This window comes from Hyalangium minutum (genome assembly GCF_000737315.1).
Taxonomy (GTDB): domain Bacteria; phylum Myxococcota; class Myxococcia; order Myxococcales; family Myxococcaceae; genus Hyalangium; species Hyalangium minutum.
Genome location: NZ_JMCB01000003.1, coordinates 338,920 through 358,483, shown reverse-complemented (window position 1 = coordinate 358,483; position 19,564 = coordinate 338,920). Strand labels below are relative to the sequence as shown.

The 19,564-nt window shown below is 67.7% G+C and carries 16 protein-coding genes; 10 read left to right on the top strand and 6 right to left on the bottom strand.

All coding sequences use genetic code 11. From position 1 onward, the window contains the following. Positions 1-34 precede the first annotated feature (34 nt). Complete coding sequence (locus tag DB31_RS08040; protein ID WP_044184827.1) at positions 35-1,228, top strand: aminotransferase class I/II-fold pyridoxal phosphate-dependent enzyme; 1,194 nt, start codon at positions 35-37, stop codon at positions 1,226-1,228. A gap of 56 nt (positions 1,229-1,284) precedes the next feature. Next, the gene (locus DB31_RS08035) at positions 1,285-3,168 is read left to right on the top strand and encodes an acyl-CoA mutase large subunit family protein (RefSeq protein WP_083968072.1); all 1,884 of its coding nucleotides are present in this window, start codon (positions 1,285-1,287) and stop codon (positions 3,166-3,168) included. Between the two features lie 52 nt (positions 3,169-3,220). On the opposite strand, the gene DB31_RS08030 is transcribed toward DB31_RS08035, so the two are convergent. Continuing rightward, on the bottom strand, positions 3,221-3,865 hold the full coding sequence (locus DB31_RS08030; protein WP_157231874.1) for a hypothetical protein: 645 nt from the start codon (positions 3,863-3,865) through the stop codon (positions 3,221-3,223). Positions 3,866-4,102: 237 nt separating this feature from the next. On the opposite strand from DB31_RS08030, the gene DB31_RS08025 reads away from it, so the two are divergent. From DB31_RS08025 to DB31_RS08005, 5 genes are all read left to right on the top strand, one after another. Next, positions 4,103-4,831, top strand: coding sequence for a class I SAM-dependent methyltransferase (locus DB31_RS08025; protein ID WP_044184822.1), 729 nt, complete (start codon positions 4,103-4,105; stop codon positions 4,829-4,831). Beyond that, positions 4,824-5,228, top strand: coding sequence for a cobalamin B12-binding domain-containing protein (locus DB31_RS08020; RefSeq protein ID WP_044184819.1), 405 nt, complete (start codon positions 4,824-4,826; stop codon positions 5,226-5,228). The genes DB31_RS08025 and DB31_RS08020 overlap by 8 nt, the downstream gene beginning before the upstream one ends. Beyond that, positions 5,195-6,169 carry a hydroxymethylglutaryl-CoA lyase gene (locus DB31_RS08015; protein ID WP_044184817.1) on the top strand — a complete coding sequence of 325 codons (975 nt, stop codon included), beginning with the start codon at positions 5,195-5,197 and terminating at the stop codon, positions 6,167-6,169. The genes DB31_RS08020 and DB31_RS08015 overlap by 34 nt, the downstream gene beginning before the upstream one ends. A gap of 78 nt (positions 6,170-6,247) precedes the next feature. Then, positions 6,248-7,186 (top strand): serine/threonine protein kinase, encoded by a 939-nt coding sequence (locus DB31_RS08010; RefSeq protein WP_052419799.1) that lies wholly within the window; start codon positions 6,248-6,250, stop codon positions 7,184-7,186. Positions 7,187-7,255: 69 nt separating this feature from the next. Next, positions 7,256-9,616, top strand: coding sequence for an MSCRAMM family protein (locus tag DB31_RS08005; RefSeq protein WP_044184814.1), 2,361 nt, complete (start codon positions 7,256-7,258; stop codon positions 9,614-9,616). Positions 9,617-9,618: 2 nt separating this feature from the next. Here DB31_RS08005 and DB31_RS08000 read toward each other — a convergent pair whose 3' ends face one another. The 4 genes from DB31_RS08000 to DB31_RS07985 form a co-directional block, all read right to left on the bottom strand. Beyond that, complete coding sequence (locus DB31_RS08000) at positions 9,619-11,136, bottom strand: hybrid sensor histidine kinase/response regulator (protein ID WP_052419798.1); 1,518 nt, start codon at positions 11,134-11,136, stop codon at positions 9,619-9,621. Then, positions 11,133-11,597, bottom strand: coding sequence for a response regulator (locus DB31_RS07995; protein ID WP_044184811.1), 465 nt, complete (start codon positions 11,595-11,597; stop codon positions 11,133-11,135). The genes DB31_RS08000 and DB31_RS07995 overlap by 4 nt, the downstream gene beginning before the upstream one ends. Positions 11,598-11,601: 4 nt before the next feature. Continuing rightward, positions 11,602-13,227 (bottom strand): PAS domain S-box protein, encoded by a 1,626-nt coding sequence (locus DB31_RS07990; RefSeq protein ID WP_052419797.1) that lies wholly within the window; start codon positions 13,225-13,227, stop codon positions 11,602-11,604. Between the two features lie 125 nt (positions 13,228-13,352). Further along, entirely contained in the window at positions 13,353-15,284 is a 1,932-nt protein-coding gene (locus DB31_RS07985; protein WP_044184808.1) for a transporter, read from the bottom strand. Positions 15,285-15,386: 102 nt separating this feature from the next. On the opposite strand from DB31_RS07985, the gene DB31_RS07980 reads away from it, so the two are divergent. Beyond that, complete coding sequence (locus DB31_RS07980) at positions 15,387-16,163, top strand: enoyl-CoA hydratase-related protein (RefSeq protein WP_044184804.1); 777 nt, start codon at positions 15,387-15,389, stop codon at positions 16,161-16,163. A 77-nt stretch (positions 16,164-16,240) separates the two neighbouring features. Here the strand turns inward: DB31_RS07980 and DB31_RS07975 are convergent, their stop codons facing one another. Further along, positions 16,241-16,585 carry a YtxH domain-containing protein gene (locus DB31_RS07975; RefSeq protein ID WP_044184801.1) on the bottom strand — a complete coding sequence of 115 codons (345 nt, stop codon included), beginning with the start codon at positions 16,583-16,585 and terminating at the stop codon, positions 16,241-16,243. Between the two features lie 224 nt (positions 16,586-16,809). Here DB31_RS07975 and DB31_RS07970 point away from each other — a divergent pair, with 224 nt between their 5' ends. Then, positions 16,810-18,339, top strand: a complete 1,530-nt coding sequence (locus DB31_RS07970; RefSeq protein ID WP_044186125.1) for an acyl-CoA carboxylase subunit beta — start codon at positions 16,810-16,812, stop codon at positions 18,337-18,339. An 80-nt stretch (positions 18,340-18,419) separates the two neighbouring features. Next, a complete protein-coding gene (locus DB31_RS07965; protein WP_044184798.1) occupies positions 18,420-19,562 on the top strand; it encodes an acyl-CoA dehydrogenase family protein in 1,143 nt (380 codons plus the stop codon). Positions 19,563-19,564: the final 2 nt, after the last annotated feature.

The window sequence follows — 19,564 nt, the reverse complement described above, 5'->3', positions numbered from 1 at the left end:
CTCCCTGACCGCCGGCCGCCACAGGAGCCTCACGATGAGCCGGCCCTCCGCCGCGGAACGCGTCTCCCGCTTTGGCACCACGGTCTTCTCCGAGTTCAGTGCGCTCGCCCTGAAGCACGGCGCGGTGAACCTCGGGCAGGGCTTCCCGGACTTCGACGGGCCCGACGCAGTGAAAGAGGCCGCTCAGCGCGCCATCCGCGACGGCGTCAACCAGTACGCCATCACCACGGGCTCCAAGGATCTGCGCCAGGCCATCTCCGAGCACGCCGCGCGCTTCTACGGCCAGCAGGTGGATCCGGACACGATGGTCACCGTCACCAGCGGCGCCACCGAGGCCATCCTGGACGTCATTCTTGGCCTGGTGGATCCGGGCGACGAAGTCATCGCGTTCGAGCCTTTCTATGACTCGTACGACGCGAACATCACCTTTATTGGAGCCAAGGCGCGCTACGTGCCGCTGCGCGCACCGGATGCTCAACACGCCCAGTGGTGGATCGACTGGGCCGAGCTGGAGGCCGCCTTCAGCCCGCGCACGCGGCTGCTCATCCTCAACAGCCCGCAGAACCCCACGGGCAAGGTGTTCACCCGTGAGGAACTCGAGCGCATCGGCGCCCTGTGCGTGAAGCACGATGTGAAGGTGCTCTCGGATGAGGTGTACGAGCACATCGTCTTCGCGCCCGCCCAGCATGTGCGCCCCGCCACGGTGCCTTCACTGGCGGATCGAACTGTCACCGTGAGCAGCATGGGGAAGACGTTCAGCCTCACCGGCTGGAAGATCGGCTGGGTCATCGCGCCCCCGCCGCTGCGTGACGCGGTGCAGCGCGCGCACCAGTTCGTCACCTTCGCCACTGCGTCCCCCCTCCAAACGGCCACCGCTGCCGCGCTGCGTCTGCCGGACAGTTACTTCCAGGAGCTGACGGCGAACTACCTGGCGCGGCGCGAAAAGCTGCTGCGAGGCCTCCGAGAGGCAGGCCTGCCCGCGCACGCCCCCGAGGGCAGCTACTTCATCCTGGCGGAGATTTCCCACCTGGGCTTCCCGGATGACGTGGCCTTCTGTCGGCACCTGGTGACGCAGGTGGGCGTGGCGGCCATTCCTCCCAGTGTCTTCTACTCGCCGGATCACAGGCACCTGGGCCAGCGCTTCGCTCGCTTCGCCTTCTGCAAGACGGACGGGGTGCTGGACGAGGGCGCTCGGCGCCTGCGTGATGGGCTCACGAAGGCACGCTGACACGCTCGCTCCGCCCGGCTTGCGACCCCTGGATGCGGGTGCTACATCCCCGCGCCATGCCTGCGCGAACCGCTCCGAAGACCGTCGCTCGCTCCGCTGCCTCCCAGTCCCCGAAGAAGGCCTCCGTCAGCAAGAAGGGGGGCAAGCCCTCCAAGCTGGCCAAGGCCGCCAAGAAGGTCGCCCAGGTGGCCAAGAAGGCCGGCAAGGCGGGCAAGGCTCTGGTGAAGAAGGCCGCCCCAAAGAAGAAGGCCGCCGCGCTGAAGCACTATGACGCCGCTTCGGTGAAGGCTGCCGCGAAGCAGGCGGAGAAGTGGGCCAAGGATGAGCTCGCCCAGGTGACGGCGAAGATGCCGCTGCGGCGCAAGCAGTTCACCACGGACTCGGGCATCCCCATTCCGGACGTGCTGACGCTGGCCGATCGCAAGGACGAGCAGGCCGACCGCATCGGGCTGCCCGGCCAGTTCCCGTTCACCCGCGGCCCTCAGCCCACCATGTACCGGGGCCGGCTCTGGACGATGCGCCAGTTCGCGGGCTTCGGCACGCCGGCGGACACCAACAAGCGCTTCAAGTACCTCATCAGCCACGGCATGACAGGCCTGTCCACGGCCTTCGATATGCCGGCGCTCATGGGCTACGACGCGGACCACTCCATGAGCCGCGGCGAGGTGGGCAAGGAGGGCGTGGCCATCTCCTCGCTGCGTGACTTCGAGATCCTCTTCGACGGGATCCAGCTGGACAAGGTCACCACCTCGATGACCATCAACGCGAGCGCGGTGGTGGCGCTCTGCATGTACATCGCGGTGGGTGAGAAGCAGGGCGTTCCGATGGCCAAGCTCGCGGGCACCATCCAGAACGACATGCTCAAGGAGTACATCGCGCAGAAGGAGTGGATCGTCGCGCCTCGGCCGGCCGTGCGCATCGTCACGGACATGATCGAGTTCTGCACGAAGCACATGCCCAAGTGGTACCCGGTCTCCATCAGCGGCTACCACATCCGCGAGGCCGGAGCGACGGCCGTCCAGGAGCTGGCCTTCACGCTGGCCGACGGCATCGGCTACGTGGAGGAGTGCGTGAAGCGCGGGATGGACGTGGACTCCTTCGCGCCCCAGCTGAGCTTCTTCTGGGACGTGCACAACGACTTCTTCGAGGAGATCGCCAAGTTCCGCGCCGCGCGCCGCATCTGGGCCAACGTCATGCGCTACCGCTTCGGCGCGAAGAACCCGCGCTCGTGGCAGCTGAAGACGCACGCGCAGACGGCCGGCGTGTCGCTGACGGCGCAGCAGCCCTACAACAACGTGGTGCGCACGGCGCTGCAGGCCATGGCAGCGGTGCTGGGCGGCACCCAGTCGCTGCACACCAACTCGCTGGACGAGACGTACGCGCTGCCCACCGAGGAGTCGGTGACGATCGCGCTGCGCACCCAGCAGCTGATCGCTCACGAGTCCGGCGTGGACCGCGTGGTGGATCCGCTCGCGGGCAGCTACTACGTGGAGTACCTCACCGACGAGACGGAGAAGCGGGCGATGGAGTACATCCGCCGCATCGACGAGATGGGCGGCATCATCCGCGCGGTGGAGGAGCAGTACCCGCAGAAGGAGATCGGCGAGAGCGCCTACCGCTTCCAGCGCGAGGTGGAACAGGGCGATCGGCTGATCGTCGGCCTGAACGCGTTCAAGGCGGACAAGGACGCGCCCATCGAGCTGCTCCACATCGACGACAAGGTGGCCGAGGAGCAGAAGGCGCGGCTGGCCCAGGTGAAGGCTGAGCGCAACAACGAGGCGGTACAGGCGGCGCTGGCCAAGGTGGAGGCGGCGGCGCGCGGCACGGACAACATGGTGCCGCCGGTGCTCGAGGCGGTGAAGGCCTACGCCACGCTCGGCGAGATCTGCGACGTGTTCCGCAAGGTCTGGGGCGCCTACCGCGAGGGCGGCGCGTTCTAACCCGCGGAGCAGGAGGGGGGCTCCCACGAGGGGCCCCACTCACGGCCAACGGCTACGACAGATGCTGGGTGAAGAGCTCACCCAGCTCGGCCAGGGCGCGCTTCTCCGCGCCACGCAGCCAGCCCCACGAAGTCAACAGGCCCCCGGAGGCCTTGGCCACCTCATGGCCCAGCTTCAGGAGGCACGCCCGGAACTGCTCGGCCTCGTGCGAGCCCAGCTTGCCGCTCACGAGCTTGTACGTCTCCAACAGCTGATCCTGCTCGAGGTTGTCGGTGACGAAGATCTCCGTCAGCCGGGCGCGCTTCCGGTACAGCTCACGGCACACGGCCTGGAACAGGCCGCACTCGGAGTCCTTGCCCGCCTCGAGCACATCCACCAGCGCCTGCCGCTCGCGCGAGGACACCGTGCCGTCCGCGCCCGCCACGATCAGAAAACCCACCAGCGGCGCATTGCGCACGAACCGCCACTCCTCGGAGGACAGATCGAAGAGGCACGCGCCCTCGGCCCGAGGATCCGTCGGCTCATCATCCCCCTCGGCGATAGGGGAGGGCAGGGGACCCTCTCCCTCCGGGTGCTCCACTCCCAGGGGGAAGAGCACCATCGCGGCATTGGGGAACGGCCGCTCCTCCGAAACCCTGTTCCCGTGTGGCTGCGTCCGGACCTCGAGCTCTGGGGACTGCGGCGTGGCCTGTGCCATGAACCTGCCCTCGTGTGTGTGGCTGAATTCGATGGGACGTCGGATCATGGCTGCTGCGAGTCGGGGGGTGTTCGACTCCATCGAAGTGCTTCTACCCAAACATAATGAAGCCTCTCATGTAAAGATTGTGGCCACGAATCCTGAGGCCACCCGACCTGTCGTGCAGCGTCATGAGGCATGCAAGACTTTGCAAAGCGGCAAGTCCCGAGATCACCTCTTTCGATGAGAGGAATTGAAATGAGCTTCTTTGGCGAGCTCTACCTGCGCAGCACGCGGCCCTTCCTCTCGCCCGAGCTGACGGCCAAGGAGGTGGCCTACCTGGATCAGGCCTTCTCCGGCCTGACGCTGCCCGGCCCCGTGGTGGATCTGGGCTGCGGCCATGGGCGCCACGCCGCGCCGCTGAATGCCTCGGGAGCCCTGAAGGGCCGGGTGGTGGGGCTGGAGCTGGACCCATACTCCCTGTCCCAGCGAGCCCCCGGCTTCCCCGCGATCCGGGGAGATCTCCGCGCCCTGCCGTTCCAGAGCGGATCCCTGGCGGGGGCCTACGCGTGGTACTCGACGCTGTTCGCCTTCTCCGAGACGGAGCACCGCGTCATCCTCCAGGAGGTGGCACGGTGCCTGCGGCCCGGGGGGCTCCTGGTCTTCCAGACCGTGCCCTACGAGCGCCTGAGCGAGCAGCCAGGCGCGGCCTTCCAGCGCACCCTCCCGGACGGCAGCCTCCTGGAGGAGGAGAGCCGCTTCGATCCCGACACCGGCATGGATCACGGGCGCCGCCGCCTCACCCTACCGACCGGTCGTGTGCTTTCGGGGGTGTACACCATCCGCTACTATCCCCTTGCGGAACTGCGCCAACTGTTGGAAGCGACAGGACTTTCGACGAAGTGGGTGCACGGCAGCCTGGAGGGCGAGCCGCTGTCTTCCGCTTCGACCGACCTCATCGTGGGAGCTGAGCTGCGACATGGCTGAGAGGAAGCTTCGAATTCTGGTGGCCAAACCGGGCCTGGACGGGCACGACCGTGGGGCGAAGATCATCGCACGGGCCTTGCGCGATGCGGGCATGGAGGTCATCTACACAGGGCTGCACCAGACGCCCGAGATGATCGTCAACGCCGCCATCCAGGAGGACGTCGACGCGATCGGCATGTCCATCATGTCCGGCGCGCACATGACGCTCTTTCCCGCCGTCATCGACCTGTTGAAACAGAACAAGGCCGACGACATCCGACTGTTTGGAGGCGGAATCATCCCGGACGACGACATTCCCAAGCTCAAGGGCATGGGGGTCACGGAGATCTTCACCCCCGGGAGCTCGACGCAGGACATCGTCCAGTGGATTCGAACGAACATTCCAGAGCGCGCGTAGGTGGCTGGCTCGGCAGCCTTCCCAAGCGGGTCGACGTCTATGAGGTCGGCCCTCGGGATGGTCTGCAGAACGAGCTGCGCACCCTGCCCACCAAGGACAAGGCCCGCCTCATCGAGGCGCTCGTGGCCGCCGGTGAGAAGCGGATCGAGGTGACGTCGTTCGTGTCACCCAAGTGGATCCCCCAGCTCGCCGACGCCGAGGAGGTGCTGCGCCTGGTGGGGAAGAAGCCGGGCGTGACGTTCTCCGCGCTGGTGCCCAACCTCAAGGGCCTGGTCCGCGCGCGCGAGGCGGGGCTCGAGGAGGCGGCCGTCTTCATCTCGGCCTCCGAGGCCCACTCCAAGAAGAACATCAACAAGACGATCGCCGAGGCGCTGGAGGCCTCGCGCGAGGTGTCCACCGCCGCCGCTCAGGCGGGGATGCGCGTGCGCGGCTACCTGTCCACCGTGTGGGGCTGCCCCTATGAGGGCCATGTGCCGGTGGAGCGGGTGGTGGACATCTGCCGCAAGCTGGTGGACATGGGCCTGTACCAGCTGAGCCTGGGGGACACGATCGGCGTGGGGACACCTCGGCAGACCGAGGAGATCCTCGAGGCGCTGATCAAGTACATCCCCGTGGAGAAGCTGGCGCTGCACCTGCACGACACGCGCGGCACGGCGCTGGCCAACTCGCTGGTGGGGCTGTCGGCCGGCGTCACCACGTTCGACGCCAGCATCGGCGGGCTGGGCGGGTGTCCCTACGCGCCGGGCGCCGCGGGCAACCTCGCCACCGAGGATGCGGTCTTCATGTTCCATGGCATGGGCGTGGACACGGGCATCAACCTGGAAAGGCTCGTGGAGGCCGGAGCGCTGGCGCAGCAGCTCATCGGCCGCAAGCTGGCCGGCAAGTTCCTGCAGGCCGCGCTGGGCGAGCGGGAGAAGCGGGCCCAGCGGCAGCGGGCCTGAGTCCGGAGGAGCGGCTCACCCCTGGGCCGCCCGGCTGAGCTAGGCTGACGGGCGCGGGCCCCGAGGGGTCCCCCGGCCATGACTTCGACGCCTCGACCTTTTGGCAGCTACGAGCTCCTCCGGCGCTTCGCCGTTGGCGCGAGCTCAGAGATGTGGCTTGCGCGTCCCCGGCAGCGCAGGGACGAGGGGCAAACCGTTCTCATCAAGCGGCTCCTTCCACACCTCGCCGATCAGCCCGAGGCCGTGGAGCTGTTCCTCCAGGAGGCGAAGCTCGGCGCCCAGCTACAGCATCCCCACATCATCCGGATCCTCGAGTTCGGGGAGTTCGACCGCGTTTCCTACATCGTCCGGGAGTACATTGAGGGCGAGTCCCTGAACGCTGTGATGAGCAAGGCGAAAGACACCGGGGTCCCGATTTCCGAGCCCCTGTCGCTCTACATCATCGCCCGCGTCTGCGAGGCCCTGGCCTACGCGTACCACCGAGTGGATCACCTGGAGCGGCCGCAGCGGCTCCTTCACCGGGAGATCGCCGCGAGGCACATCCTCTTGGGCTCCGATGGAAGGGTGAAGGTGATGGGCTTGGGTGCCAACAACCTCGCGGACCTCCCGGAGCCTGTGCGCGCGGGGCTCACCCAGAGCCGCGTGGAGAACCTGGCTCCCGAGCAGCTCATGGGCCAAGAGCAGGATCAGCGCACGGACCTCTTCGGCACGGGGCTGGTGCTCTACGAGCTGCTCACGGGGATCCGCCCGTTCAAGCGGGACTCGACGCTGGAGACGATCCAGGCGTTGTTCGAGTGTCAGGCCCTGCCTCCCTCACGGGTGGCCCCTGTCCCGCCGGAGCTGGACGCCCTCGTGATGAAGGCACTGGCCCGGGCGAAGGAGGACCGCTACCCAGACCCGCACGATTTCCAGAGCGCCCTCGAGGCGTACTTGAGCTCCCATGGATCGCGGGTAGGCCGGGCGGACGTCTCCGCTGTGATGCAGGCGCTCTTCCCCAAGAAGACGGGCGCTTCGTAGGCACGGAGGGAGTCATTGATGCGGCGTGGGTGGCTTCTTGCGATCGGGGTGGCGGTGGTGGGAGCAGGGATGTGGCTCCTGCTGCCGGTGCGCCCCGGCTCCGAGGCTTCCGCCCCAACGTCCTCGAGCGCCACGGACTCGCCGGCCCGGACAGCGCGCTCCCGAATGCGGCTGAGCGCTCCCGCAGCCAGAACCTCCACGGAGGCGCTCGTCGAGCTCCGCGGCCTCGTTCTGGGAGCCCAAGGGCCGGTTGCCGGAGCCCAGGTGCTGATCTCGGAGGTGGTGCCGGGGGAGTCGCTCTCCACGCTGCCCTGTGGGGGCTTTCGGGATCGGACACTGCTCGACTGTCTTTACGGGGAATACGAGGCGGAGATCCTCCAACTGGTGAAAGAGCGGCGCGGGGAAGCCATCGTGCGCGCCGAGACCCGCTCGGCAGCGGATGGTTCCTTCTCCCTGTCCGGCCTGGAGCCGGGCTCCTACGCCGTGTGGGTGGAGAGCGCGGAGGGTGTCGCGTTCCGGCCTTCGGTGCTCGCGGGCGCCGAGCCGGTGGAGCTGCGCCTCGGCCCAGCTCGGTGGGTGTCGGGCCTGGTCACCGATGACGCGAACGTTCCCGTTGCCGGGGCGCTCGTCACCGCCATCTTCTCCTCTCACAGCCGCTTCTTCGAGACCCTGACCGACGCTCAAGGCCGCTACCAGCTCGGGCCGCTTCCGCCTGGCGTCCTCGTAGCGCTCGCCGCGAAAGAGGGCCTGCTCAGCTCGGCCGAGCCCCTCTGGACCTATACCCCCGACGTGAAGAGGACCTTCGTGCTCACACAGCCCAAGCAGCTGACAGGCCGGGTCCTGCGCGCGAAGCTCCCAGTGCCAGGAGTCGAGGTCCAGCTCACCCACGATCTGGGTGTAGAGGAGCCCCGCACCGCCGTCACGGATGCCGCCGGGCGCTTCTCGTTCGACGGGCTGTCCCCGGAGTTCTACACGGTGCTCGCCGAGCAGGAAGGGGAGGGCGACTCCACCACGATCCATCTGGGCGAGGAGCCCTCGAGCCCGGAGATCACCCTGGAGCTGAAGCCCGTGGTCTTCATCGAGGGCAAGGTGCGGGGCGAGGACCAACAGCCGCTGCCCGATGCCGAGGTCTCCGCGTACTGGGATGACGTCGAGCGGGAAGGGGAGGAGAAAACGGAGGAGGAGGGAGCGGAGCAAGGGGAGGGGCAGGAATCCCCGGGGCCGCTCCTCGCGACCACGGACGAGGCTGGGCACTACCGCCTGGGCCCCATGCCTCCCGGCTGGTACCAGCTGTCCGCCAGGACACGCACGCACCAGCAGGTCATCGAGGAGTCGCGCCCGTACACACAGCGGGTGACGGCCCAGGACTTCACGTTGAAGCGGGCCTCGCTCGTGGAGGGCCAGCTGGTGGACACCCAAGGCCACCCGGTGGAGGGCGAGTATGTGTCTCTGCGCTCCTTCGCGGACGGCTCGGCGTGGGACCACGCCCAGACGGACGCGGAGGGCCGCTTCTCCCTGTCCGCCGCATTGCCGGACGACTACGAGCTGAAGGTGGAAGGCGAGCGGGTCAAGATGCAGACCCTGAACGTCACGGTGCCCACGAAACCGCTGCGGATCGTCGGTGAGACGCTGCTGCACGTGGTGGGCGAGGTCGTCGACGAGACGGGGATGCCCCTCCCGAATGCCGAGGTGGCCATCTGGCCCGAGCAGGCCGCTCCCAAGGACCGGCCGATCGATCTGGACGACACGGATGGAGAGGGCCGGTTCTCGCTCAAGCTCCCCAGCGCGGGCCGCTACACGGTGATGGCCGAGCTGTTCTCCCGGAACTTCCTCCGCACGGCGACGCAGACAGTCGCGGTGGAGCCCGGGGGCGAGGCCCGCGTCCGGCTGCGCTTCGACGAAGGCCGCTCCTTCACGGGCAAGGCGGTGGATTGGCGAGGCCAGCCGCTGCCGGACATCCCCGTGCTGTTGCTGCCCGTGCCGCGGCAAGTGCTCTCGCGGGGAGGCCACATGCCAGACCTGAGCATCAAGACGGATGTCGAGGGCCGGTTCACTCTCGTGCAGGTCTCCGGGGAGGAGTTCGACGCCTGCATCCGGGGAAGCGCCTACGTACCGCTCCCCGCTGTCCACGGCCCCGCGCGCTGCATCCGCGTGAAGAACGATGGCCAGGAGGCGCGCCTCGTGCTCGGACGGGAGGTGTTCGTCACCGGCCGCCTGGTGCACCCGGATGGCTCACCGGTGACGCACTTCCGCGTCAACGGGAGGGAGATCTCCCGGGAGGATGGGGAGATCTCCCTCCTCATCCACCAGCCCGGCCAGGAGCGCATCGAGCTGTCCGCCCCGGGGCTCCAGCCAGTGCTGCGCACGGCGCCCGAGTTCCCGGAGGGAGTCTCCATCCAGGATCTGGGCACCCTCGTGATGAGCCCCTGAGGCTAGCGCTGCGGCGCGGCCTCCAGCAGGGGGAACAGGCGCTCCATGTCCAGGGGCTTCTCCACACAGGGGTTGGGCGTGGTGGCCAGGAAGGCGCGAGCCTCGGAGGTGAAGGCGCCTCCCGTCATGAAGGTGACGCGCAGCGCCTGCTCGGGCGCTAGCCGCTGCAGCTCTTCGTGGAACTGAGGCCCTGTCATCTCCGGCATCATGAGATCGCAGAGGATGGCATCGAAGCGCTGCCCCGAGGCGATGAGCTCCAGCGCCGCCCGAGCGCGATCCAGGGCGATCACCTCGTAACGCCGGCTCAGGTTGCGCTTGATGGCCTTGGCCACGGGGACGTCGTCATCCACCACGAGCACGTGCAGGCCGGACTTGGGGCGCGCCGCCCTGCGGGAGGAGACGCGCGCAACCGCGGCGGCCTCCTGCAGGTGGAGCTGGAACGTGGTGCCTCGGCCGAGCTTGCTCTCCACGCGGATGCTCCCGCCCATCTGCGTGATGAGGCGGCGGCAGATGGACAGCCCCAGCCCGGTGCCCACGCCCTCGGGCTTCGTGGTGAAGAACGGCTCGAAGATGCGCTCGTGCAGCGACTCGGGGATGCCCACGCCCGTGTCGCGGATCTCCACCCGCACGCCGCCGGTGGGCTCGCGCGACGTCACCACGCGGATCTCGTGCTCGTCGCGGTGGCCCTCGGGGATGGCCTGGGCCGCGTTGATGATGAGGTTGAGGAAGATCTGCCCCAGCCGGGCCTCGCTGCCCTGAACCCGAGGGACGTCCTGCGCGTAGTCCGTCACGAGCTGGGCCCGGTGAACCACGTGGTTGCGCGCCATGCGCAGCGACGAGTCCAGCACCCGGTGCAGATCCGTGGGGCCGGAGTCCTGCTCGTCCGGACGAGAGAAGACCTTGATGTCCTGGACGATGTCCCGGATGCGCTGGGAGCACTCGACGGCCTCGCGCAACACCTGCAGTCCTTCCTCGGGAGGGACTTCGCCCCGGAGGAGCTCCTGCGCGAAGCTCAGGTTCATCATCAGCGAGGCCAGCGGGTTGTTGATCTCATGGGCCACGCTGGCGGCCAGCATGCCCAGCGAGGAGAGCCGCTCGGAGAGCATCAGCTGCTCCTGCATCCGGCGCCGGTCCGCGCGGACCTGGGCCTCGCGCAGCTCGCGCGCCACCGCCGGAGCCAGCCGCGCCAGCCGATCCTTGAGCAGGAAGTCATGGACGCCGGCCTTCATCGCCGCCACGGCGGTGTCCTCGCCAATGGCCCCGGACACGATGAGGAACGGCACGTCCAGCCCGCGCTTCTGCACCTGGGCGAACGCCGCCAGGCCATCGAAGCGGGGCAGGGAATAGTCGGAGATGATGATGTCCCATGTGCCCTCGCCCAGGGCCCGCTCGAGCTCCTCGGCCGTCTGCACGCGGGTGTGGGTCACGGCATAGCCCGCCCGCCGCAGCTCCCGCAGCAGGAGGGCCGCATCATCCTCGGAGTCCTCGATAAGGAGCAGGTGCAGCGAAGTTCCGCTCATGGCTGCCTCGCCCCCCCACGGGAGGAAGTCTCATTGAGCACCAGCCAGTACATGCCCAGTTGCCGCACCGCCTCGAAGAAGGAAGTGACGTCCACTGGCTTGCGCACGTAGCTGTTGACGCCCAACTGGTAACTGTCGCTCAAGTCTCGCTCCTCGTTGGAGGAGGTGAGTATCACCACGGGTAACATCCGGGTGCGCTCGTCCTCGCGGATGTGGCGCAGCACCTCGAGCCCATCCAGCTTGGGCAGGTGGACATCCAGCAGGACGACCTGGGGCATCACGCTCAAGTCCCGGTGGGCGTAGGCGTTGCGGCCGAAGAGGTAGTCGAGCGCCTCGGCTCCGTCTCGCGCGACGACCACTGGGTTGCGGATGTTGCTCTTCCGGAAGGCGCGCAGGGTGAGCACCTCGTCATCTTGGTTGTCCTCCACGAGGAGAATGGGGCGCTGGTCGAACTCGTGCATGGTGTCATTTCCTGGGAGGGAGAGAAGCAGACGTCCCCGGGGGCAGCGGGTACTCGTTCAAGGTGAAGAAGAAGGTGGCGCCGCGGCCCGGCTGGCCCTCGGCCCAGATGCGGCCACCGTGGCGGCGGATGATGCGCTGCACGGCGGCCAGGCCCACGCCATTGCCTTCGAACTCCTGCTGGGTGTGCAGCCGCTGGAAGACTCCGAAGAGCTTCTCGCGGTAGGCCATGTCGAAGCCGGCCCCGTTGTCGCGCACCACATAGGTCCGCAGGCCCTTCTCGTCGCGCATGGCGCTGAAGGAGATCTCCGCGTCCGGGCGCTCGCGGGTGAACTTCCAGGCGTTGCCCAGCAGGTTCTCGAACACGGAGCGCAGGAGCTGGGCATCGCCTTGCTCCACCAGCCCCTCCTGGACGCTGACCCGCACCTTGCGCTCGGGCTGCAGTTGCTGGAGCTGATCCAGCACGACGCGCGCCATGGCGGACAGATCGCACGGACGGGTGCTCAGCGCGGTGCTGTTGACGCGCGAGAGCGCGAGGATTCCGTCGATGAGCTCGGCCATGCGCCGCGCGCCCCCGACGATGCGGCGCAGGTAGTCCTGGCCTACCTCGTCGATCTGGCCGCCGCAGTCCTCCACCAGCGCGTCGCTGAAGCTGGCAATGCTGCGCAGCGGAGTGCGCAGATCATGCGCCACGGTGTACGCGAAGGCCTCCAGTTCGCGGTTGGAGAACTCGAGCTGCGCGGTGCGCTCGGAGATGCGGCGCTCCAGCTCCGCGTTGAGCTGGCGCACCTGCTCCTCCGCCGCGCGGCGCTGGGAGATGTCAGTGATCATGGCCAGCGAGCCGGAGTAGCGGCCCTGCTCGTCGAAGAGCGGGGTGGTGGAGATGCTGGTCCAGATGGGGGTGCCGTCTTTACGCAGGAAGCGGAAATCCTTCACCTCTCCGCGGGGAGAGCGGTCCCTGCGGTCCAGGTTCTTGAGGGCCTGCTGCCGGCACTCCTCATCCAGGAAGCGGAACAAGGGCTCGCCCAGCATCTCCTCGACGGTGTAGCCCAACATGGAGGCCATGTAGCCGTTGACGTAGGTGGTGCACGCCTGGGCGTCGATGGTCCAGACGCCTTCCTGAGCCGTCTCGATGATCTCCCGGTAGCGTTGCTCGGAGCGCTGCTTCTCGGCCTCGGCCTGGCGCTGCTTGTCCACGTCCTGGGTGAGCGCCATGGCTCCCAGCAGCTCGCCTTGTTCGCTGAACAGGGGGATGCAGGTGCAGCGGATGTGGAGTCCCTGAGGCGTCTGCGCGTTGCGGATGACCATGTGGACATCCCGCGCCGGCTTGCCCTTCAGCGCCTGCCAGACGGGCAGCTCGTTCACGGGGAAGATCGTCTGCCCATCGGAGCGGAAGATGCCAAACCGGGTGGTCAACTCCTCGTTGGGAACATCGGCACTGGTGACTGGACCGGTTTGGTAGATCCGCTCGGCGAAGGCGCTCGTGTAGATCCACTTGCCCGAGGCATCCGTGATGGAGACACCCTCGGAGATGTTATCGATGATGGCGCGCAGCAGGGCCTGGTGCCGGGCGTGGAAGAGCTCTTCGCTCAGCCGATCCGGCTCGGCCAAGGAAGCAGAAGTCGCGGTCATTGGTAAGCTCCCCCCAGGTACGGGGCAGTGTTTCCTTCCGTACCGTTTGGATCATCCGGAGAAGGGTTCACCACCGCATATTGCGCTGCGGGGTTAGCACTGTGTTGGCTCGTGGACGCTTGTCCCTACCCGCGAAGCATAGCCTCAAGCTGTGGGCGCAGGTCGAGGTGCCCGGCCGCAGCCTCCAGCATCCGGCGCTCCTTGCGGTCTACACGGCCATCCACGAGCGCCATTTGCACGAGATGTCGCAGAAAGACGGCGGCCTCGGGGCTGCCCCGGGGGATGAGCTTGCCGAAGAGGGACTCGCCGGAGTTGAGCGCCATCTCCACGTTCTGCCAGGGAATGCTCCAGCGGGTGGCACACAGCTTGAGCAGCTTGCGCTCCGAGGCGTCCACCGCCCCATCCGCCGCAGCAATGGCAGCCATCATATAGAGGAGCCGCTCGCGATCCTGGACGTCCATGACGGCATCCCCCCCGAAGGCCTCGGGCACGGCAGGTTTTTTTTCCTGAAGGGGAGTAGGGGAGGGGAACCCACCCCCCGACATCCGCCGCTGGCGCTCACGGGCCTCCCAGGTCTCCAGGAGCGAGGTGGCAGCCAACACCCAGTCCTGCTCGCCGGTGCCCAGCCGAGCTCCGCAGAACTCACACGAGGCAGCACCGTTGCCCGTCAGGGGGGCATTGCATTGGGGGCACCGGTTCGTGCCCATGCCGTTGGAGGTGTTCGTCTGGGCTCCGTGCTTGCGTGCCAGGGTGAAGACCCAGCGCTGGGGCACGGTGGGCAGTTGCGGTGGGCGCTGTCCGGCGGGCCCCACGCCCATGCGCGCGCTCCAGCGGATCTCCACATGGGCCAGATCGTCTCCGTCCGGGTGGAGCTCGAAGGCGCGGGTGGTGACGGCGCCCACCGCGCACTCGAGGATGACACGGCGGCGGCCCTGCTGGTTCAGGCGGGACAGCTCGTCGCCGAGCCGGGAGAGCATCTGGGAAGGAGCCACCTGGGCCAGGAGGTTCACGTCGCCGCGGCTCTGCGCCTCGATCCACTTCCAGAACAAGAGCGAGGTGCGGTCCTCGAGGCTCTCCAGGTTGAGGGCGGGATCGTCCCGGCGGGCCTCGCGCAGTCCGGGCACGTCGGAGAGGTAGCGGTTGAACTCGATGCCCTGGGTGATCTCCGAGAGCGTCCAGTCGTAGTTGCCGGAGTTGACCACCGCGCCGCAGTACTCGCAGGCATTGGTGGCGCCTCCTTTATAGGGCGCGCCGCAGTGGGGGCACTTGCCCTGGTAGAGGTCCTGGCCCATGCGCGTCTGGGCACCGGGCTTGCGCACGAAGGTCCACACCTCGGTGAAGGACTCCACGGGGGCGCCGCGGGCGGCGGCAAGGGCCTTCTCGTCCGAGAAGCTCGCGGGCACGTCCGTGTCGCGCATCTCGGCGCGCACCCGCACGTGGATGCTGTCGAACCACTCACTCTGTTCGATGCCGAGGAGCTGCAAGTCCAACAGCCGCACGTCGGAGATGGCGTCGCGGATGCCCTGGTCAGCCATGAGCTGGAGCTGCACGGCGAAGCGCTGGTAGGTGGCATCCGAGAGGAACGGGCGAATGGGCGTGAGCTCGCGCTTGAACCAGGCTTCCTGCAGGGTGGGGAAGAGCTGGCGCACCTTGCCGAGCACGGCCTCGAGTTCGAACTGAGGATCCTTGGACTTGAGCGCTTGGACCCAGGCCTGGACATCCTGAGGAGCAACGCGGGTGCGCTGCTCGGCCTCCCGGCGTTCGATGGCCCGCTGGGTGGCTCCGGTGGGGTGCAGGTTGCGCTTGTAGAAGTACCAGAAGATGCCGAAGCCGATGAGCAGGGGGATGCCGATCTTGGGGTAATAGAAGACCAGCTCGATGAGGCGGAAGAAGATGTAGAAGAGGCCGTCGCTGCCTCCATCACCTCCGCTGTCGCGGCTGCCTCGGCTGTAGTGCTCTCCGCCGCCTCCGCGGGCGAGGGCCACGAGGGGAATCAGTGCCACCAGGGGCAGCAGCCAGGGGGCCAGACGGATCAGGCGGCTCGACGCGGTGCGCATAGCTCTCCACTGTAACCGCTTCAGCCTTGCCAGACCTGCTCCAACGCCGCAGGCTGCCCCGCTCAGCGGCGGCCCGACACAGGGCCAGGAAGGGGAGCGCACATGGCAGAGTTCAAGATCGACGCACGGGGAGCCATCGAGATCTGGACCATCGACGGGGCGGACCGGCGCAACGCGATCAGCCGGGCCATGCTCCGGGAGCTCGGGGAGATGGTGGGGCGGGTCTCCAGCGGGCGGCAGGTCCGTGCGGTCATCATCACGGGGGCGGGGGACAAGGCGTTCTGCGCGGGAGCGGATCTGAAGGAGCGCGCCACGATGAGTGAGCCCGAGGTGCGGGCGTTCCTCGATGGTTTGCGGCAGACGTTCCGGGCAATCGAGAAGAGCGACTGCACGTTCATCGCGGCGATCAACGGAGCGGCGTTCGGCGGAGGGACGGAGCTGGCGCTGGCGTGCGATCTCCGGGTGGCGGCGCCGGCGGCGGAGCTGGGGCTGACGGAGGTGAAGCTGGGGATCATCCCAGGGGGTGGCGGCACCCAGCGGCTGAGCCGGCTCATTGGGCCGGGGCGGGCGAAGGATCTGATCCTCACAGGGCGGCGGATGAACGCGGCCGAGGCCTTCAGCGTGGGGCTGGTGAACCGGCTGGCGCCGGAGGGCCACCTGCTGGAGACGGCGTTCTCGCTGGCGGAGGCGATCGTCGATAACGCGCCGATCGCGGTGTCCACCGCCAAGCACGCCATCAACGAGGGCATGGGCCTGGAGCTGGAGGCAGCGCTGGCGCTGGAGCTGCGCAAGTACGAGGAAGTCCTGAAGACAGAGGATCGGCTCGAGGGCCTGCGCGCCTTCGCGGAGAAGCGTCCGCCCGTTTACAAGGGCCGCTGAGCCCCGCAAACAGCCAGAGCCGCCGAGGCGCCCCCGCCCCGACGGCTCCGTCTGTTACCGCCAACAAACGCTCAGACCTAGGCGCTCGCCGTCTTCTCCTGGCCGATGCCCAGGTTCTGCTTGTTCAGGTAGCCCATGGCCTTGTCCTTGACCTGGGTACGCAGCTCGGTGCCAGGGGTGGGCGCCAGCAGCAGGGCCGCGATGCTGCCCACCGCCGCGCCGATGATGAACACGCCCAGCGTGCCGAAGCCCGCCTTGGCCGGCTTGTAGGTGGTCAGACCCACCGCATGCAGCAGCTCATCCACGTCGAAATCCTCCCACTTGTCCTTCGCGACACGCGGAATGTCGTTCAGGAACTTATGCGCCAACCACTTCCGATAGATGCCGCTCTTCGCCGCCCACTTTGCCTTCGTCGCGAACATGGTTCCCTCCTGGGCCGATGGTTCCGGGAGCACCGCGCCCCAACGGTTTTTGTCCCCCGTTGAGCCTTCAAAGTAGGCAGGGGGGCGCGTCGCGGCATCCCGTGAAAAATCTTTCCTAGTTGCCCACCGGTCGGTCGGTCGGTCCAACGGCCGACGGGTTGCTCCACTCAACACTTCCTGAGAGCAGCCAGCCGAGCGTCTTTTCTGGTATGTGGCCCCCCGCCATGTCCTACGACCAGAAGCTTCTCCAGAAGATCGCCGACGTAGAGAAGGGCGGCGCCGAGAAGTACCACGCGAAGAACAAAGAGGCGGGCAAGCTCTTCGCGCGCGAGCGCATCCGCCTGCTGGTGGACGCGGACTCCTTCATCGAGGACGCCAAGCTCGCCAACAACGCCGATTCCGAGCTGCCCTCGGACGGCGTCGTCATCGGCTTGGGCAAGGTGGCCGGCCGCACTGTCGCCATCATGGCCAACGACTCCACCGTGAAGGCGGGAAGCTGGGGCGCTCGCACCGTGGAGAAGATCCTCCGCATCCAGGAGACGGCCCGCACGCTGCGCTGTCCGCTGCTGTACCTGGTGGACTCGGCGGGCGCCCGCATCACCGATCAGGTGGAGATGTTCCCCGGCCGCCGCGGCGCGGGCCGCATCTTCTACAACGAGGTGCACCTGTCCGGCTTCGTGCCGCAGATCTGCCTGCTGTTCGGGCCCTCGGCGGCCGGCGGCGCCTACATCCCCGCGTTCTGTGATTTGGTCATCATGGTGGACGGCAACGCCTCCATGTACCTGGGCAGCCCGCGCATGGCGGAGATGGTGATCGGCGAGAAGGTGACGCTCGAGGAGATGGGCGGCGCGAAGATGCACTGCTCGATCTCCGGCTGCGGCGACGTGCTGGTGAAGACGGAGCCCGAGGCCATCGAGGCGGCCAAGCACTACCTCAGCTTCTTCCCGGAGAACTTCAGCCAGCCGCCGCCCGCCGCCGCGCCCAAGGCCCCCAAGGCCAGCGGCAAGCGCGTGGACGAGCTCATCCCCGCGGATCAGAACAAGCCGTTCGACATGTACGCCCTCATCAACGAGCTGATCGACGAGGGCAGCTGGTTCGAGGTGAAGAAGCTCTTCGCCCAGGAGATCGTCACCGGCCTGGGCCGCATCAACGGCCGCCCGGTGGGCATCGTCGCCAACCAGCCCAAGTACAAGGGGGGAGTGCTCTTCGTGGACTCGGCGGACAAGGCTGCCCGGTTCATCTGGCTGTGTGATGCCTTCAACATCCCGCTGCTCTACCTGGCGGACGTGCCGGGCTTCATGATCGGCACCAAGGTGGAGCGCGCGGGCATCATCCGCGCCGGCGCGAAGATGATCTCCGCCGTGTCCGAGGCCAGCGTGCCGCGCATCTGCGTGGTGGTGCGCAAGGCCTACGGCGCGGGGCTCTATGCCATGTCCGGCCCCGGCTTCGCCCCGGATGCCACCCTGGCGCTGCCCCAGGCGATGATCGCCGTCATGGGCCCCGAGGCCGCCGTGAACGCCGTGTACTTCAACAAGATCCAGGAGAAGCCCGAGGCCGAGCGTGCCGCCTACGTCCAGCAGCTCCGGGACGAGTACCGGGCGGACGTGGACATCTACAAGCTGGCCAGCGAGCTGGTGGTGGACGAGATCGTCCCCGGTGACCGGCTGCGTCATGAGCTGACCCAGCGCTTCGAGACCTACTCGCGCCGCTACCAGCCTCGCCCGGAGAAGAAGCACGGCGTACTGCCCGTGTAAGGCCGAGCCGCTCCAGTATCCATCCTCGGACTCTTCCGCTACCCACTGCCCCCTCCTCGGGATTAGATATTTCGAACACCATGGACTTCGAACTTCCAGAGAGTCACCGCGCCCTGAAGAACTCGCTGAAGGACTTCTGCGAGCGCAAGGTCAAAACCCAGTCTCGGGAGTGGGACAAAGACGAGAGGTTCCCGGCGGAGGTCGTCCGGGAGCTGGGCGAGATGGGCGTGCTGGGCATGCTGGTCTCCGAGGAGTACGGCGGAGCGGCCATGGACAGCCTGGCGGTGGCGGTGGCCGTGGAGGAGATCGCCCGCTACGACGGCTCGCTGGCCCTCACGGTGGCCTCGCACAACGGCCTGGGCACCAGCCACATCCGCGTGTTCGGCAACGACGCCCAGAAGAAGAAGTACCTGCCCAAGCTCGCCTCGGGCGAGTGGCTGGGCGCCTGGGGCCTGACCGAGCCCGCCTCCGGCTCGGACGCCTCGGGCCTGAAGACCACCGCCGTCCGCAAGGGCGACAAGTGGATCCTCAACGGCGCCAAGATGTTCATCACCCAGGGCACCGTGGGCCACGTGTTCGTGATCCTCGCGCTCACCGCCCCGGAGAAGCGCCAGAAGGGCATCACCGCCTTCATCTTGGAGAAGGGCACGCCGGGCTTCAGCCAGCGCTCCATCCACGGAAAGCTGGGCATGCGCTCCTCGGACACGGCGGAGCTGGTGCTCGAGGGCGTGGAGGTGCCGGACTCGCAGCGGCTGGGCGAGGTGGACCACGGCTTCATCGACACGCTGAAGATCCTCGACAAGGGCCGCATCACCATCGGCGCGTTGGCGGTGGGCCTGGGCCGAGGTGCCATTGAAGAGTCCGTGCGCTACGCCCGCGAGCGCACCGCCTTCGGCCAGCCCATCGCCGAGTTCCAGGGCCTGCGCTGGATGTTCTCGGACATGAAGACGGAGATCGACGCGGCACGCCTGCTCGTCCATCGCGCGGCGTGGATGGCGGACGCGGGCCAGACGTACACGCAGGCCGCCTCGCAGGCCAAGCTGTTCGCCTCGGAGGCCGCCATGCGCGCCTGCAACAAGGCGGTGCAGATCCACGGCGGCTACGGCTACACGCGCGAGTTCCCGGTGGAGCGCTACCTGCGCGACGCCAAGCTGTGCGAGATCGGCGAGGGCACCAGCGAGATCCAGCGCAGCGTCATCGCCCGCGAAATCTTCAAGGGCTGACG

What these genes read in the sequence shown, in the direction of transcription:
- DB31_RS08040 (WP_044184827.1), top strand. Translation starts at nt 35, where the DNA reads ATGAGCCGGCCCTCCGCCGCGGAACGCGTCTCCCGCTTTGGCACCACG.
- DB31_RS08035 (WP_083968072.1), top strand. Translation starts at nt 1,285, where the DNA reads ATGCCTGCGCGAACCGCTCCGAAGACCGTCGCTCGCTCCGCTGCCTCC.
- DB31_RS08030 (WP_157231874.1), bottom strand. Translation starts at nt 3,865, where the DNA reads ATGGCACAGGCCACGCCGCAGTCCCCAGAGCTCGAGGTCCGGACGCAG.
- DB31_RS08025 (WP_044184822.1), top strand. Translation starts at nt 4,103, where the DNA reads ATGAGCTTCTTTGGCGAGCTCTACCTGCGCAGCACGCGGCCCTTCCTC.
- DB31_RS08020 (WP_044184819.1), top strand. Translation starts at nt 4,824, where the DNA reads ATGGCTGAGAGGAAGCTTCGAATTCTGGTGGCCAAACCGGGCCTGGAC.
- DB31_RS08010 (WP_052419799.1), top strand. Translation starts at nt 6,248, where the DNA reads ATGACTTCGACGCCTCGACCTTTTGGCAGCTACGAGCTCCTCCGGCGC.
- DB31_RS08005 (WP_044184814.1), top strand. Translation starts at nt 7,256, where the DNA reads ATGTGGCTCCTGCTGCCGGTGCGCCCCGGCTCCGAGGCTTCCGCCCCA.
- DB31_RS08000 (WP_052419798.1), bottom strand. Translation starts at nt 11,136, where the DNA reads ATGAGCGGAACTTCGCTGCACCTGCTCCTTATCGAGGACTCCGAGGAT.
- DB31_RS07995 (WP_044184811.1), bottom strand. Translation starts at nt 11,597, where the DNA reads ATGCACGAGTTCGACCAGCGCCCCATTCTCCTCGTGGAGGACAACCAA.
- DB31_RS07990 (WP_052419797.1), bottom strand. Translation starts at nt 13,227, where the DNA reads ATGACCGCGACTTCTGCTTCCTTGGCCGAGCCGGATCGGCTGAGCGAA.
- DB31_RS07985 (WP_044184808.1), bottom strand. Translation starts at nt 15,284, where the DNA reads ATGCGCACCGCGTCGAGCCGCCTGATCCGTCTGGCCCCCTGGCTGCTG.
- DB31_RS07980 (WP_044184804.1), top strand. Translation starts at nt 15,387, where the DNA reads ATGGCAGAGTTCAAGATCGACGCACGGGGAGCCATCGAGATCTGGACC.
- DB31_RS07975 (WP_044184801.1), bottom strand. Translation starts at nt 16,585, where the DNA reads ATGTTCGCGACGAAGGCAAAGTGGGCGGCGAAGAGCGGCATCTATCGG.
- DB31_RS07970 (WP_044186125.1), top strand. Translation starts at nt 16,810, where the DNA reads ATGTCCTACGACCAGAAGCTTCTCCAGAAGATCGCCGACGTAGAGAAG.
- DB31_RS07965 (WP_044184798.1), top strand. Translation starts at nt 18,420, where the DNA reads ATGGACTTCGAACTTCCAGAGAGTCACCGCGCCCTGAAGAACTCGCTG.